The organism is Streptomyces rugosispiralis, assembly GCF_024505145.1.
Lineage (GTDB): Bacteria > Actinomycetota > Actinomycetes > Streptomycetales > Streptomycetaceae > Streptomyces > Streptomyces rugosispiralis.
Genome location: NZ_JANIAA010000024.1, coordinates 85,746 through 101,366, shown reverse-complemented (window position 1 = coordinate 101,366; position 15,621 = coordinate 85,746). Strand labels below are relative to the sequence as shown.

Genomic DNA, 15,621 nt, shown 5'->3' with positions numbered 1-15,621 from the left:
GGATCAGGAGCCCTATGGCGGCCACGCCCAACAACCGCTTCCTCGGCAAGTTCCGGGGCCGGGTGCGGGACAACCAGGACCCGCTCGGAATCGGCCGGATCACCGTCGAGGTGCCCGATGTCCTCGGCGACGAGCCGTCGACCTGGGCCATGCCCTGCTTCCCCTTCACCGGGGAGCAGCAGCGGCCCGCCGGGCAGTACGTCGTGCCGTCCGTGGGGGCCGGGGTGTGGGTGGAGTTCGAGCAGGGGGACCCCAGCTTCCCGATCTGGACGGGGTGCTGGTTCGGGGCCAGGGAGCAGCTCCCGGAGGACGCGCGGACCGATCCGGCGACCGCGCACCCCGTGGTGATCCAGACGCCGGGGAAGCACAAGATCGTGATGTCCGACGTTCCGGCCGAGGGCATTTTGCTGCGAGCGCCCGGCGGCGCGTCCATACGGATCGACGCGACCGGAGTGCACATCGACAACGGCCAAGGGGCCTCCGTTTCCCTGGTCGGTGACCAAGTCGACCTGAATCAGGGCCGGTTGACCGTGCCCAAGAAGCGATAGCCGGCAGCGAACGGGGAGGGACAAGCGACGTGTCCGGGAATTCCGGGAACCTCGTCAGCCAGACCGCCGTGATCAGTTGCCCGCACGGCGGACGCGTACGGGCGGCATCCGTTCCGTCGTCCGGTGTGCGGCTCGACGGGCAGCCCGTGCCGACCTCCGACGACGTCTTCACGGTCGTCGGCTGCCCGCACACCGTCGACCGTGTCCCGCTGCCGTGCACCACCGTCCGGTGGACTCCGGACCGCGACACGGTGCTGATCGACGGCGTGCCCGTCCTGCTCGACACCTCCTCGGCACAGTGCTTCAGCGCGGGGCTCGTGCCGCAGGGGCCACCCGTCGTCTCCGCCGCGCGGCAAGGAGTCATGTGCGGATGAGGAAACGGACCGGCAGGACACACACCGTACGGACCGATATCGCCTTCCCGTTCCGGATCGACCGGCGTGGGCGCACCGCGCACGCCGACCACGACGACCACATACGCGATCTCATCGAGCAGTTGCTCTTCACCAGCCCCGGCGAACGCGTGATGCGGCCCGACTTCGGCTGCGGGCTGCTCGACCTCGTCTTCACGCCCAACAGCCCCGAACTGGCCTCCGCCGTCGAGCTGTCCGTCCAGGCGTCGCTGCAGCGCCGGCTCGGCGAGCTGATCGAGGTGGAGTCCCTGGACGTGGTCAGCGAGGAGAACGTCGTACGCGTCCATCTGCGGTATGTGGTGCGCGCCACCGCCGGCCTGCGCGATGAGTGGTTCGAGGGGAGTGGTGCCGCGTGAGTCACCCGGCCACCGCGTCACGGCGCGATCGCATCAGGGCCGCCCACCTCAACGGGGTGGACGCCGTCGAGGTCGGCGACGACGGCGTCGCCCTCACCGTCACCTTCCTCGGCAAGGCCCCGCACGGCCTGTGCCCGGAGAACGTACGCATCGACGGCGGCCGCCGGATCACCGGCATCGAGGTCATGGAGATCTCCGTCGAGCGCGAGGAGGACCCCGAGCTCGACGACAAGCTGTACGTCACCGTGGACCGGGCCGGGGACACCTCCGGCTACCGGCTCTCCCTCGTGGACACCGATCCCTACGGGCGGCCGGGCACCGAGCCCTTCCCCGGCTTCGACCAGCGGTATTTCTCCGCCGAGTTCACCTTCCGGCCCGACTGTCCCAGCCCGTTCGACTGCAAGGACGAGACCCCGGACCTCCCCGCCACCCTCCGGCCCGCGCACGCGCACGCCCACACGCACGCCCCCGTCATCGACTACACCGCCCGCGACTACGACACGCTCCGCCAGGTCGTCCTGGACCGGCTCCGCCTCACCACCCCCGACTGGGTCGAGCGCAACGCCGCCGACCTCGGCACCACCCTGGTCGAACTGCTCGCCTACACCGCCGACCAGATCAGCTACCAGCAGGACGCGGTGGCCACCGAGGCGTATCTCGACACCGCCCGCCGCCGGGTGTCCGTCCGCCGCCACGTACGGCTCATCGACTATCCGATGCACGACGGGTGCAACGCCCGCGCCTTCGTCACCGTCGAGACGGCCGAGCCGCTGACGCTGGCCCCGGGGGAGTTCCGCTTCGCCGCCGTCGACATCCGTACGCTCGGCCCGCTGGACCGGCCGGACATCGGGGCCGTGCTGGACGACCGGGAGCTGGCCGTGCTCGATGAGCGCGGATCGGTGGAGGTGTTCGAGCCCGTCGTCGCCGATCAACCCCTCCACCTGCGGCCGGAGCACCACCGCATCCGCCTGTGGACCTGGGGCGGCGAGGTGTGCTCGCTGCCCGTGGGCGCCACCTCCGCGACCCTGCGCGACGCGTGGGCCGACGAGGGGTGCCGGGCCCGTGTGATCGATCTGCGCCCCGGCGATCTGCTGCTCTTCGAGGAGGTGCGGGGGCCGCGCTCCGGGACGCCCGGCGACGCCGACCCGTCGCACCGGCAGGCCGTGCGCCTCACCTCCGTCACCCCCGCCGTCGACCGGCTCGCCGAGCAGCCGGTGCTGGAGGTCACCTGGGCGCGGGAGGACGCGCTGGCCTTCCCGCTGTGCCTGGCCACCCGGGGCGGTCCGGACTGCGCGCCCGTCGAGGACGTCAGCGTGGCGCGCGGCAATGTGGTGCTGGTCGACCACGGCCGCTCGCTGACCTTCCGCTGCGGCACACCGGAGACCCTCACCGTGCCGCCCGTACCCGCCGTCGCCGGGTCCTGTGAACCGCCCGCCTTCGGCTGCTTCGACAAGGACGCGGGGAACGCGCCCGCGCGGCTCATCGACTCCCTGCTGGACCGGGCCCGCCACGGGCGGCAACTGACCCCCGGCGACGTACGGGAACTGTTCACCACCGTCGGGCCGGAGGCCACCGGCCGGGCCGGGATCGGTCTGGAGTCGGCCGGGCAGCGGCGCGAGAAGGTCGTGCCCGGCACCGCGTACGCCCAGGCCGAGGCCCTGCGGACGCTTCTCGCCCAGTCCGTCTACCCGGGGATCGTGCCGCGCTTCCGGCCCGTACTCCACCAGGCGCCCGTCACCCAGGCCGTGCCCTTCCCCGACCCGCGCCATATCGCGGCCGGGCAGGCCGGGCACCTGGCCGCCGTCCCGGGGCGGGTGCGGCGGCGGCTGACGGAGCTGTGGCGCGGCGCCCGGGACCGCGACGGGCTCTCGGACGAGGAGATCGCCGAGCTGACCGTCCTGTTCGGGCCGCGCCTCCTGGAGCGCCTCGAACTCGCCCGCCACCCCGTCCGCGCGCTGCGCGAGCTGCTGCACCGCTGCGACCGGCTGCTCGACGCCAAGCTGGGGCGCCTGGCCGTACTGACCGCCAGGGCGCGGGCGGGCACCGTCCTGGACGGGCGCATCGCCTGGGAGATCGCCCACAGTTGGGGCCGGGCGTACGCCTCCGGGCTGCGCCCCGAGGATCCGGTGCTGCACGGTCCGGCCGCCGCGCTCGTCCAGGACCCACGGGCCGCGCTCCCCGCCGTGCGCATCGAGGACGGCGACGAGACGTGGACACCGCGCCGCGATCTGCTCAGCTCCCGCCCCCGGGACCGCCACTTCGTCGGCGAGCTGGAGGACGACGGCCGTATCGCGCTGCGCTTCGGCGACGGCCGGTACGGCGCCGTCCCGAAGCCCGGGGCGCGCCTCGCGGTCCACTACCGGACCGGCGGTGGCACGGCGGGCAATGTCGGCCCCGAGGCGATCAACCACCTGGTGCTGTGCCGGGATCCGGAAAGCCCGGGAAAGACTGCCACCGGGCAGCCCCTGCCCGTGGCCAGGGTGCGCAATCCGCTGCCCGCCGTCGGTGGCACCGAGCCCGAACCGGTCGAACAGGTCCGCCAGCTCGCCCCGCTGGACCTGAAGCGCACCCGGCAGCGGGCCATCACCGCCGAGGACTACGCGGCGCTCGCCTCCGAACTGCCCGGGGTGCGACGCGCGGCGGCGGAGATCCGCTGGACCGGCAGTGTGCGGGAGGCGCATATCGCCATCGACGCGTACGGGACCGGGACGCCGTCCCCCGCCCTCCTCGACGCGGTCGCGCACGTCCTGGAGGGCTACCGCCGGATCGGACACGACCTGGTGGTCGGCCCGGCCCGCGCCGTGCCGCTGGACATCGCGATCGAGGTGTGCGCCGCGCCCGGACATCAGCACGGGCGGATCCTCGCCGAGCTCTATCGGGCGCTGGGCGGCCGCCGGTGCTCCGGTGGACGGCTCGGCTTCTTCCACCCCGACGCGCTGACCTTCGGCGAACCGGTGCGGCTCAGCCGCCTGGTGGCCGTGGCGGCCGCGGTGCCGGGGGTGCTGAGCGTCGAGGTCACCCGGCTGCGACGGCTGTGGCACGAGGGGCTGGAGGGACCGAAGGAACCCGATGACGGCACCTCGTACGAGACGTCACACGGCGAGGCGCTGGCGGAGGGCATCCTGCGCATCGGCCCCCTGGAGATCGCCCAGTGCGACAACGACCCCGGCCGGCCCGAGAACGGCCGCCTGGTCATCGAGCTGAAGGGGGCCCGATGAGCGACCACCCCGACCACATCAACTCCGGTGGCTGTGGCTGTGGCTGCGGTTGCGGCGGCCACGACGAGCGCCTGGCCGCCCCCGGCACCCCGCACAACCCGCCCGGCCGCACCGCCCTGGACTATCGCGTCGGCGACCACGGCTCGTTCCTGGCCGCCATGCTCGACCGGCTCGCCTCGCCCGCCTACCCGGCGCTGCGCGGTCTGACCGTACGCACCCCGGACGACCCGGCCATCGGGCTGCTGGACGCCTGGGCGGTCCTGGGCGACCTGCTGACCTTCCACTCCGAGCGGATCGCCGACGAGGGCTATCTGCGCACCGCCCACGACCCCCGTTCGCTCGCCCTCCTGGGGCGGCTGGTGGGGCATGTGCCACGGCCGGGCGTGGCCGCCGACACCCACCTCGCGTACACCCTGGACCGGGATCCGCGCGCCGAGGACGTCGTGGTGACGATTCCGCGCGGGGCCATCAGCCATAGCGTCCCGGCGGCCTCCGACGAGGAGTCGCGGACCTTCGAGACGGGCGAGGACCTGGCGGCCCGCTGGGCGTGGAACGAACTGGCGGTGCGCCGCCGCAGGCCCGCCCTGATCGGCCCCGACGACCTGCGGCGCCGCTCGGAACTGCTGGTGTCCGGCACCTCGCTCGGGCTGACCGTGGGCGACAGGCTGCTCTTCGTCTTCGGCGGGACGGCGGAGTCCGGGGGCGGTGGCCGGCGTTCGCTGCTGCCGGTGGCGCGGTTGACCGTCGACCGCGACGAGGACGTGACGGCGATCGGGCTGCCGCAGTCCGCCCCGCCGTCGCTCAAGGAACTGGTGGACGAGGTACGGCGGTGGATCACCGACCCGGAGGCGGACGAGGACCCGGACGGCCGGGGGGATGCCGAGCCCACGCCGGACCATCCCGATCCGCGTCCCGTCAGCCGTCTGATCGAGGAGTTCGACGCGCAGGTCCTGGCGCCGCTGCGGGGCGACCTCGACGGGATCACCACGCCCGGCCAGCTCGCCCGGCGGCTCGCCGAACCGCATGACCGGCTGGCGGAGGCGCAGGTGCTGGCCGCCCCGTACGAGGAGGTCGCCGCCTGGTTCGAGCGGCTGGCGGCGGTGATCGGTGAACTGCGGGAGCGGGCGGGGGAGTTGGACGCCGCAGGGCCCGGCGAGGTGCGGCTGCGGTCCCAGCTCGCCGAGGACCGTCCCGCGGCCGACAGCGCCACCGAAACCCATGACCCCGCCTCCGAAACCCATGCCCCCGCCACCGGAAGCCATGACCCCGCCTCCGGGACCCGCGGCCCCGCCCAAGGCACCGCCGCCGTGCGCGCTCTCGGCGCCGTCCTGCCCGCCCTGCGCACCCGCGTCGTACGGCCCCCGTCCGGCGCCCGCGCCACGGCGGCGCACGATCCGCGGCGGCTCTTCGGGCCCGGCTCCGACCTGGCCGCCGGGCTGCTCTCCGCCCTCGACCCGAGGGTGGAGAGCGGGATGTACGCGGCGTGGCGCCGCGCCACTCCGGCCGCCACCGCCCCGCCCGGGACCGTACCGCTCCTGCGCGACCTGCTGGCGATGCGGGTGACGGCCGCGCCCTTCGGCGCGATGGCGCCGCTCAAGCCGGTGCAGGACGACCGGGGCCGGGTCATCCGGCAGACCGACTGGCCGCTGACCGGGGGTGAGCTGACCGCCGTACGGATCGTGTACGACACGGCGGCCAAGGCGCCGGTGAAGGCGGAGTTCCAGCACATCGAGACCGGGACGTCCTGGCAGCGCGGCGAGAACCTGCCGCAGACCGCCGAGTTCGAACTCGGCCCCGGACGGGTGCGGCTGTCCACCCGCGTCGGCCAGGACCACGACCTGGGCTGGCTCCGGGGCCGTCCCACCGACTCGCAGGAGCCCGGTGTCACCGCCACCCTGCTGCCCGGACTGCCCGCGCTCACCCTGTTCGTGTCCCGGCCCGCCGAGGACGGGCGGGTGCATGTGGTCGTGGACGACGGAGAGCCCCAGCAGTGGATGCTCAGCCGTGGCGAACCCCCGAAACAGATCACCTACGGCGCCTATGAACTGACGCTGCGCTTCACGCCCGGCAGCGAGCCCCCGGCCGTCGAGATCGGCATCGCCACCGTGCCGGAGCCCACCAACCGCTATGTGCTGCCACTGGATTCGGTGCAGAACTCCGTCACGGTCGGCAGCTGGGTGGCCATCGAGCGCCCTCGCAAGGGGTCCGGCGAGCCGGACGGCATCCCGGGCGACAAGAAGCTCGCCTTCGTCACCACCCGCGTCGTCGCCGTGCGCACCGCCGCGTACACCAACTACGGCATCACCGGCCGCGGCACCCAGCTGACCCTCGCCGACCCGTGGCTCGACGAACACGACGTGCTGCTCTCCGCGATCCGCGACACCACCGTGCACGCGGGCGGTGAGCCGCTGCGCCCGGCGGACGAGCCGCTGGGCGAGGATGTGCACGGCAACGAGATCGAGCTGGCCGAGCTGTACGACGGGCTGCGGCCCGGCCGCCGGATCGTCGTCTCCGGTGAGCGCACCGACATCCCGGGTCCGGCCGGTCCTGGCGCCCCGACCGGGGTCCGGGGCACGGAACTGGCGGTGATCGCCGCCGTGGACCAGCGCGTCGACCCCGACCTGCCCGGCGACCATGTGCACACCACTCTCACCCTCACCGCCGATCTGGCCTACCGCTACCGCCGCGAGACGGTCCGGATCCAGGGCAACGTCGTGCCCGCCACGCACGGCGAGAGCCGTGACGAGCCCATCGGCAGCGGCGACCCGGCCCTCGCCAACCAGACGTTCACCCTGTGGCAGTCGCCGCTCACCTGGCTCCCCGCGGACAATCCCCTGGGCGCCACCCCGGCCCTCGAGATCCGCGTCGACGGGCTGCTGTGGCACCGGGTGGACAGCCTCGCCGGACGCGGACCGCGCGAGCGCGTCTACGTCACCGGGACCACCGCCGACGGACGGACCACGGTGACCTTCGGCGACGGGGCACACGGCGCCCGGCTGCCCGGCGGCCACGAGAACGTGCGGGCCCGCTACCGCTTCGGCACCGGCGAGGCCGCCAACGTGCCCGCGGACCGCGTCACCCAGGCCCTGACCAGGCCCCTCGGTGTCACCGCCGTCACCAATCCGCAGCCCGCCACCGGCGGCGCGGACGGCGACGGCCCGGGTCTGACCCGCCGCACCATCCCGCTCGCGGTCTCCGCGCTCGACCGGCTGGTCTCCCTCCGGGACTACGAGGACTTCGCCCGGTCCCGCGCGGGCATCGGCCGGGCCGCCGCCCGCGAACTCTTCGACGGGCGGCGCAGGGTGCTCCAGGTGACCGTGGCCGGGGTGGACGACGCGCCGATCGGCGAGGACGCGGAGGTGCTGCGCGCCCTGCGCGCCTCGCTGGCCGCCTACGGGGACACCCGGCTGCCGGTCCGGGTGGATGTGCGGGAGCTGGTGCTGCTGGTGCTGGTGGCACGGGTGAAGGTGGCGCCGGACCACTCCTGGGAGCTGGTCGAACCCCGGCTGCGCCAGGCCCTGCTGCGCGAACTGGGCTATCCGGGGCGCGAGTTGGGGCAGCCCGCCGCGCTCTCCGAGGTGCTGGCCACCGCCCAGTCGGTGCCCGGAGTGGACTATGTGGACGTGGATGCCTTCACCGGCGTCCCCGCCGCCGGCACCCCGCGGGACCTGGCCGATCTGGCCGACCTGGCCGCCCGGCCGGCCGAGCCCGGCGCCGTGGTCCCCGCCCGGCTCGCCGAGTACGCCGAGGACACGTACCGGGTCACCGCCGCCGACGGCGAGACGCTCACCGGCATCGCCGGACGCCACGGCATCCCGCTCGCCGAACTGCTGCGCCTCAACCCCGACATCACCGACACCCGCCGCCTCGCCAAGGGTCGCTCGGTGTCCGTCTTCCGCGGCATCCGCCCGGCGCGGCTCGCCATGTTCTCACCCGATGTCCCGGACACGCTGATCCTTACGGAGGTCACCTCATGAGCAGGGAGCCGGACGGGCTCGCCGAGCTGCTTCCGCAGTGGCATCGTCTCAGGGACGCCGAGGCGGGCGAGCCCCTGCGCGCCCTGCTCGCGGTGATCGCCGAGCAGGTCGATCGGGTACGCGACGGGGTGGCGGGCCAGTACGACGACTGGTTCGTGGAGACCGCCACCGCGTGGGTGCTGCCGTACCTGGGCGATCTGGTGGGCTACCGCCCGCTGCCCGGCTACGAGCGGGTGCCGGCCGCCGGACTGCGCGGCGGCGGGCCGCCGGACGCGTCCCTGGCGCGGCTTGCCGAGGCGCTGGCACCGCGCCGGGACGTGGCCGCCACCGTGGCCCACCGGCGGCGCAAGGGCACCCTCGCGCTGCTGGAGGAGCTCTCCGCGTCGGTGGCCGGATGGCCCGCCCGCGCCGTCGAATTCTCCCGGCTCACCGCGCACCAGCAACCGGTCAAGCTCTACGGCGGGACCGGTGGCGCGGCGGCGGACCTGCGCAGGGCCTCCCGGGGCCGGCTCGCCGATCTGCGGGACGGGGCGGCGCTGGACCTGGCGGGCGGCCCGTTCGGCACGCTGGCGCGCTCGGTGGACGTACGGCGCGCGGGCTCCCGCCGCGGACCGGGCGGCCACACCCCGGCCGGGGTCGGGCTGTTCGTATGGCGGCTGAAGCCGTACCACGTGACCAGGGCGCCCGCGTACTGCATCGACCGGGCCCGCAACCTCTACACCTTCTCGATCCTCGGCAATGACACCCCACTGGTGACCCGCCCCGAACCCGAGCCGTCGGCCGCGCGCCCCCTACCTTCGGCGGGGGGACCCCCGGCCGCCGTCGACAATGTGCCCGCGTACATCCGCCGCCGTCGGCTCGCCAGTCATCTCCTCGACTACTACGGGCCCGGCAAGAGCTTCACCATCCGGCGGGACGGCCACGACGAGCCCGTGCCGCCGTCGGACATCGTGGTGGCCGATCTGACGGACTGGCGCTACCGCGCCAAGCGCGGCCAGGTGGTCATCGACCCCGAACTCGGCCGGATCGCCTTCGGCTCGCGCACCGCGCCGCGCCACGGCGTCTGGGTCACCTACCACTACGCGTACCCCGAGGACATGGGCGGCGGGGAGTACGACCGGGACGACCGCGAGACCTCCCCGGCCGCGGAGGTCTACCGGGTCGGGCCGGGGTGCGCGTACCAGCGGATCATGGACGCGTACCGGCGGTGGCAGCACGACCGGCGGGGCGGGCGATGCGGCCCCGAGGGCATCATCGAGATCACCCACAGCGGCGCCTACCAGGAGCAGCTGGACTTCGACCTGGACCCGGGCGACCGGCTCGAACTGCGCGCCGCCGAGGGCACCCGGCCGGTGATCCGGCTGCTCGACTGGTACAGCAACCGCCCCGACGCGCTCAACATCCGGGCGCGGGAGGAGCACGGGAACACCGCTGGCGAGGCGCCGCGCATCGTGCTGGACGGGCTGCTGATCGCCGGGCGCGGCCTCAACGTCACCGGGCCGGTCGGCGCCGTGGTGCTGCGCCACTGCACCCTCGTCCCCGGCTGGTCCCTGGAGCCGGAGTGCGAGCCGCGCTCGCCCGACGAGCCCAGCCTGGTCCTGGAGCGCACCACCGCGTGCGTCCAGATCGAGCGGAGCGTCCTCGGCACCATCGAGGTGATCGGCGAGGAGGTGCGCACCGACCCGCTCGCCCTCCACATCCGCGACTCCATCCTGGACGCCACCGGACACGACCGCCCGGCGCTGTCCGCCCCGGACCGCCGCCATGCCCACGCCGTACTGCACGCCCACCGCACCACCGTCATCGGCGAAGTGCACACCCACGCCGTGCGGATCGGCGAGAACAGCCTGTTCACCGGGCGGATGCACGTGGCCCGGCGGGGTGTCGGATGTCTGCGGTTCAGCTATGTGCCGCCGGGCTCGCGCACCCCGCGCCGCCACCGTTGCCAGCCGGATCTGGTGGGGGCCGAGGAGGCGTGGCGGGTGCGGCCGCTGTTCGGCGGCGAGCGCTACGGCACACCGGTGTACGGGCAGTTGGCGGCCGGATGCGCGGAGGAGATCCGCCGGGGCGCCGAGGATGGCGCCGAGATGGGCGCCTTCCACGACCTGTACCGGCCGCAGCGCGAGGACAGCCTGCGGGCGCGGCTCGCGGAGTACACGCCGGCGGGCACGGACGCGGGAGTCATCGCCGTGACATGAGCCGACGCCCCTGCCGACAGCCACGCCGAAGCCCGCCCGCCGGTCCGGGCCGCGCCCGCCAGACTTCCGAACCTTCCGAGGGGGACCCCTGCCATGCACGCCGATCTCTCCCGACTCACCTTCCGGCCCGACCGGCGCTACTCCGCCGTCGTCGCCCAGCAGGGCCGGGTACAGCTCGACGCCGACGCCAACGAGCAGACCGCGATCCAGCTCCACCACGCCCGTACGCTCGCCGCCGACCTGATAGGACAGCACGGCGGCCCGTCCGGGGACGCCGGTTTCCGCATCCGGTTCAAGGGCGGCAGCCGCGATCTGGACGACCTGATCATCGAGGGCGGCCGCTACTACGTGGACGGCATCCTGTGTGACGCGACCCGGCCGCTGCCCGGTGTGGCGGTCGACGACGAGGCGGCGGACGGGGCCTCCGGCCAGGAGGGCGAGGCCGACGCGCCCGCGTCCGACGAGCCGCCCGCCACCTGGACCTACTGGGACCAGCCGGACGCCTACCGGGACCCGGAGCGGCCGGGCGACCGGCTGCCGGAGCAGCGTCCGTTCCTGGTCGCCCTGAAGGTGTGGGAGCGGTCGGTGACCGCAGCCGAGGACCCGGCGCTGCGCGAGGTGGCCCTCGGCTCGGCGATGCCGGACACGGCGGCGCGGGTCAAGGTGGTCTGGCAGGTGCTGCCGGTGGAGGGCGCGGCCCTGGAACTGGAGAACCCGGGAGGGGCGAGCAAGGAGCAGGTCGGCAAGGCGTTCGAGGCGTGGGCGCGCAGGGCCACGGCGCCGGGATCCCGGCTGGCGGCTCGCGCCGAGCGGCCGGAACACGCGGACCAGGACCCCTGCCTGATCCGCCCGGACGCCCGCTACCGGGGGCCGGAGAACCAGCTGTACCGGGTGGAGATCCACGAGGGTGGCACGGCGAAGGAGGCCACCTTCAAATGGTCCCGGGAGAACGGCTCGGTGGTCTTCCCGGTCGATGAACTCGACGGCACCTGGGTGGAGTTGGCGTCCCTGGGCAGCGACGACAAGCTGGACCTCAACGTCGGGGACCTGGTGGAGTTCGTGGACACCGCCTACACCAGCCGGGGCGAACCGCTGCCGCTGCTGCGGGTGGAGGAGGCCGACCTGCCGGGGCGGCGGGTGCGGCTGTCCGGTGAGCCCGAGCCGGGCGTCGGACGCCGCCCCGAGCTGCGGCCGTTCCTGCGCCGCTGGGACCACCGCGAGACCGCCCGGCGCCCCCGCAAGGGCGCGGCGGCGCGGCTGAAGCGCGGTGCGCTCAAGGTCGAGGAGGGCCGCTGGCTGCCGCTGGAGGACGGTGTCGAGGTGTACTTCGCCCCGGACGGCGCCTACCGCTCCGGCGACCACTGGCTGATCCCGGCCCGCACCGCCACGGGCGGCGTCGAGTGGCCGGTGAACGCGGCCCGCAAACCGCTCCTCCAGGCCCCGGCCGGGATCCAGGCGCACTACGCGCCCCTGGCGTGGGTGACCGCCGAGCAGGCGGAGCTGGATCTGCGGATGGTGTTCGGTCCGCTGGCCGTGCCCGCCCCGGCCGCGGACGCGTCGGCGCTCGCGGCGGAGGCGGAGGCGGCGGCCGGGACCAGGGCCGGGGAGGACGCCGAACCCGAAGCGTAGGCCCGGTCCGGGACCGATTGAGTTCCGTGCCCGTGGCATCCGTACATCACGATGCCTCATCCTTAAGGAGCACATCACCATGGCCACGCCGCTCACCGCCGACCGTCTGCTCAAGGCGCTTCGCGACGAGGGACTGGAAGTCCATGAGTACCGCGACTGGCGGACTCACAACCGCAACAGCAAGGGCCCCTGGGGGCCGGTCAACGGGGTGATGATCCATCACACCGTCACCAAGGGCACCGACTCCTCCGTGGAGCTGTGCTACGAGGGGCACTCCGCACTGCCGGGGCCGCTGTGCCACGGCGTCATCGACAAGTCCGGCGCGGTCCACCTGGTCGGCAACGGCCGGGCCAACCACGCGGGCCTGGGCGACAGCGATGTGCTCAGAGCCGTTGTCGACGAATCCGCGCTGCCGCCCGACAACGAGGCCGACACCGACGGCAACCGCCACTTCTACGGCTTCGAGTGCATCAACCTCGGCGACGGTGAGGACCCTTGGCCGGAGGCGCAGAAGCTGGCGATCGAGAAGGTGTCCGCGGCCATCTGCCGCGCCCACGGCTGGACCCAGCGCTCGGTGATCGGGCATCTGGAGTGGCAGCCGGGCAAGGTCGACCCGCGCGGCTTCACGATGGACTCCATGCGCGCCCGCGTCGCCAAGCGGCTCGGCGCCAAGCCGGACGGCCCGGCCCCCAAACCACCGGCGTCCCACGAGCCGTTTCCCGGCGCCGACTTCTTCCGGAACGGCCGCGAAAGCAAGATCATCACGGCGATGGGGAAGCGGCTGGTGGCCGAGGGCTGCGGGCGCTACGAGGAGGGTCCGGGCCCGGAGTGGACCGAGGCGGACCGCAAGTCCTACGCGGCCTGGCAGCGCAAGCTGGGCTACTCCAGCGATGACGCGGACGGCACCCCCGGCAAGACCAGCTGGGACAAGCTGCGCGTGCCGAACGTCTAGGGGTCGCACCAGTTCCCCCGGGCCGCCCCGGGGGCTTCCCCGCCCGGGGGGCGGGGCGCGGAGAGATCAGCCGCCCTCGCTCCCGCCCCCGGGGCAGCCCGCGTCCAGCAGCGGGTCGATGCCCGCCCGGAGGAACCGCAGCAGGGTGTCGTCCGGCGTGGCGGCCAGCGCGGGTGTGCGGATGGCGAGGCGGAGCAGGGTGATGCCCATCAGCCACGCCGCCAGCAACTCGGCCCGCAGCTCGGCGTCCTCGCCCTCCAGGCGCCGCGCGAACCCCTCCGAGAACACCTCCGTGATCTCCTTGCGGAGCTGCCCGACGGTCTCCTCGCGGCTGGAGGAGCGCAGCTTGGTCAGCAGTGGATGCGGGGCCTCCTCCTCGGTGGGCCCGGTGGAGACCACGTCGCAGATCCACGCCGACACCTCGTCCAGCGGCAGATGGCGCAGCGGCTCGAACATTCCGGTGCTGGTCGAAACCGCGTCGAACAGCGCCTCCTTTGAGCCGAAATAGCGGTAGACCAGGGCGGCGTCCACCCCCGCGTCCTTGGCGATGTCGCGCACGCTGCAGCCGTCGTAGCCGTACCTGGCGAACCGCAGCGCGGCGGCTCCCAGGAGGGCGCTGCGCGTGCCCGCCGCGTCGTATCTGCGGGCACGGCGGGGGTGGTCGTCGCACCCTCGTGAGTCGCTTGCCCGGTTCACCTGTCGTACCTCCGCCTGGACCGTGCCGTACATGCTGCCGGTTCAGCCTCGCATGTCCAGAAGTCATCCACTGTTGTCATCGCTTGTTGACCACGTTGTGGGTCGGCGCGTTATGTTTTGTCAACGCGTGGTGACTTTGGTCGCCGCCTCGCGCGGTCCCGGCCGGACGACGGTGTCCGGCCTGCTCGTATCCCGACCGGGCGGCCCCTGTGCCGCCCTTGCCACGCGCCCGCATCTGACCCCCAGCAGAAGTGGTGATCCCCTGTGCAGATACGACGCGTCGCGGTGGTGGGCACCGGCTACGTCGGACTGACCACCGGCGCCTGTCTGGCCACCCTCGGCCATCGAGTGGTGTGCGCGGACACCGACCACCAGAAGGTCGAACGGCTCCGGCGCGGACAGGTCGACATCCTCGAGCCCCGGCTGCCCGAACTCGTCCGGGAGGGACTGGACTCCGGGCGGCTCGCGTTCATCCGCGACACCCGGGCCGCGGTCGCCGACGCCGATGTGGTGTTCCTGTGTCTGCCGACCCCGATGGGCGTCGGCGGCGCCGCCGACCTGGCCGCCGTCGAGGCCGTGGCGGACCAGATCCGTGACGCGCTGCCGCGCGGCAGCGTGGTGGTCAACAAGTCCACCGTGCCCGTGGGCACCGCCGAGCGCGTGGCCGCGCTGCTGGACCGCCCCGACGTGGCCGTGGTGAGCAACCCGGAGTTCCTCCGCGAGGGTTACGCGGTGCGCGACTTCCTCCATCCCGACCGCATCGTGGTCGGCGCCGCGGACCGGGACGCGGCGCGGCGGGTGGCGGACCTGTACGCCGGGCTGGACGCCCCGCTGGTGCTCACCGACGCCGCGGGCGCCGAACTCGCCAAGTACGCGGCCAACTTCTTCCTGGCCATGAAGCTCTCCTTCGCCAACAACCTCGCCACGCTCTGCGAGCACTTCGGCGCCGATGTGGACGAGGTGCTCACGGGCATCGGCCACGACCCCCGCATCGGCTCGGCCTTCCTCAAGCCGGGCCCCGGCTGGGGCGGCTCCTGCCTGCCCAAGGACACCCACGCCCTGCTGACGATCTGCCAGGAGTCGGGCGTGGACTTCCCGCTGCTGGGCGCCACCATCGAGACCAACGTCGAACACCAGCGGCGGCTCGTCGAGCGCGTGGTGGCCGGCTGCACCCCGGGCGACGGCTCGCTGCGGGGCGTACGGCTGGCCGTGCTGGGCCTGGCCTTCAAGGCGGGCACCTCCGATCTGCGCGACTCACCGGCCCTGGCCATCGCCCGGCTGCTCAAGGAGCGGGGCGCCGAACTCCACGCCTACGACCCCGCGCTCAGCGAGACCCGCCCCGACCTCAGCGATCTGCTCACCCTCGCGGACACCCCCGAGGAGGCCCTCCGGGGCGCACGCGCTTGTCTCGTCCTCACCGAGTGGCCGGAGTTCCGCGCCCTCGACTGGGAGCGCGCCGCCGGACTGCTCGCGGCCCCGGTCGTCTACGACTTCCGCAACCTCCTGGACCCGGACCGGCTGCGCCGCGCCGGACTCACCTGCGAGGGCATCGGCCGCACGCCCGCGATGGCGCGCTGACCGCCCCACCTCGCTCGCCTTATCTCTCCCGTACGAGACCCTTCCCACAGAAAGGC

Annotated in this window: 10 protein-coding genes; 9 read left to right on the top strand and 1 reads right to left on the bottom strand. The window is 73.8% G+C overall.

Translation table 11 applies throughout. The features are described 5' to 3' along the window. Nucleotides 1-14: 14 nt before the first annotated feature. The 8 genes from NP777_RS29510 (at nucleotide 15) to NP777_RS29475 (ending at nucleotide 13,291) form a co-directional block, all read left to right on the top strand. Nucleotides 15-548 (top strand): phage baseplate assembly protein V, encoded by a 534-nt coding sequence (locus NP777_RS29510; RefSeq protein ID WP_256653209.1) that lies wholly within the window; start codon nucleotides 15-17, stop codon nucleotides 546-548. Nucleotides 549-577: 29 nt separating this feature from the next. Beyond that, a complete protein-coding gene (locus NP777_RS29505) occupies nucleotides 578-922 on the top strand; it encodes a DUF4280 domain-containing protein (RefSeq protein WP_256653208.1) in 345 nt (114 codons plus the stop codon). Continuing rightward, nucleotides 919-1,317, top strand: coding sequence for a GPW/gp25 family protein (locus tag NP777_RS29500; RefSeq protein ID WP_256653207.1), 399 nt, complete (start codon nucleotides 919-921; stop codon nucleotides 1,315-1,317). The genes NP777_RS29505 and NP777_RS29500 overlap by 4 nt, the downstream gene beginning before the upstream one ends. After that, complete coding sequence (locus NP777_RS29495) at nucleotides 1,314-4,535, top strand: putative baseplate assembly protein (protein WP_256653206.1); 3,222 nt, start codon at nucleotides 1,314-1,316, stop codon at nucleotides 4,533-4,535. Before NP777_RS29500 ends, NP777_RS29495 begins: the two co-directional genes overlap by 4 nt. Continuing rightward, on the top strand, nucleotides 4,532-8,512 hold the full coding sequence (locus NP777_RS29490; protein ID WP_256653205.1) for a putative baseplate assembly protein: 3,981 nt from the start codon (nucleotides 4,532-4,534) through the stop codon (nucleotides 8,510-8,512). Before NP777_RS29495 ends, NP777_RS29490 begins: the two co-directional genes overlap by 4 nt. Beyond that, nucleotides 8,509-10,710 carry a hypothetical protein gene (locus NP777_RS29485; RefSeq protein WP_256653204.1) on the top strand — a complete coding sequence of 734 codons (2,202 nt, stop codon included), beginning with the start codon at nucleotides 8,509-8,511 and terminating at the stop codon, nucleotides 10,708-10,710. The genes NP777_RS29490 and NP777_RS29485 overlap by 4 nt, the downstream gene beginning before the upstream one ends. 93 nt (nucleotides 10,711-10,803) lie before the next feature. Next, complete coding sequence (locus tag NP777_RS29480; protein WP_256653203.1) at nucleotides 10,804-12,339, top strand: DUF6519 domain-containing protein; 1,536 nt, start codon at nucleotides 10,804-10,806, stop codon at nucleotides 12,337-12,339. Between the two features lie 79 nt (nucleotides 12,340-12,418). Then, a complete protein-coding gene (locus NP777_RS29475; protein WP_256653202.1) occupies nucleotides 12,419-13,291 on the top strand; it encodes a peptidoglycan-binding protein in 873 nt (290 codons plus the stop codon). 66 nt (nucleotides 13,292-13,357) lie between these two features. On the opposite strand, the gene NP777_RS29470 is transcribed toward NP777_RS29475, so the two are convergent. Beyond that, the gene (locus tag NP777_RS29470) at nucleotides 13,358-13,987 is read right to left on the bottom strand and encodes a TetR/AcrR family transcriptional regulator (protein WP_256653201.1); all 630 of its coding nucleotides are present in this window, start codon (nucleotides 13,985-13,987) and stop codon (nucleotides 13,358-13,360) included. A 264-nt stretch (nucleotides 13,988-14,251) separates the two neighbouring features. Here NP777_RS29470 and NP777_RS29465 point away from each other — a divergent pair, with 264 nt between their 5' ends. Then, nucleotides 14,252-15,565 (top strand): UDP-glucose dehydrogenase family protein, encoded by a 1,314-nt coding sequence (locus NP777_RS29465; protein ID WP_256653200.1) that lies wholly within the window; start codon nucleotides 14,252-14,254, stop codon nucleotides 15,563-15,565. The last annotated feature ends 56 nt before the right edge of the window (nucleotides 15,566-15,621 follow it).

Excerpts from the sequence above, each read along its gene's own strand:
- NP777_RS29510 (WP_256653209.1), top strand. The coding sequence starts at position 15 with ATGGCGGCCACGCCCAACAACCGCTTCCTCGGCAAGTTCCGGGGCCGG.
- NP777_RS29500 (WP_256653207.1), top strand. The coding sequence starts at position 919 with ATGAGGAAACGGACCGGCAGGACACACACCGTACGGACCGATATCGCC.
- NP777_RS29490 (WP_256653205.1), top strand. The coding sequence starts at position 4,532 with ATGAGCGACCACCCCGACCACATCAACTCCGGTGGCTGTGGCTGTGGC.
- NP777_RS29485 (WP_256653204.1), top strand. The coding sequence starts at position 8,509 with ATGAGCAGGGAGCCGGACGGGCTCGCCGAGCTGCTTCCGCAGTGGCAT.
- NP777_RS29480 (WP_256653203.1), top strand. The coding sequence starts at position 10,804 with ATGCACGCCGATCTCTCCCGACTCACCTTCCGGCCCGACCGGCGCTAC.
- NP777_RS29475 (WP_256653202.1), top strand. The coding sequence starts at position 12,419 with ATGGCCACGCCGCTCACCGCCGACCGTCTGCTCAAGGCGCTTCGCGAC.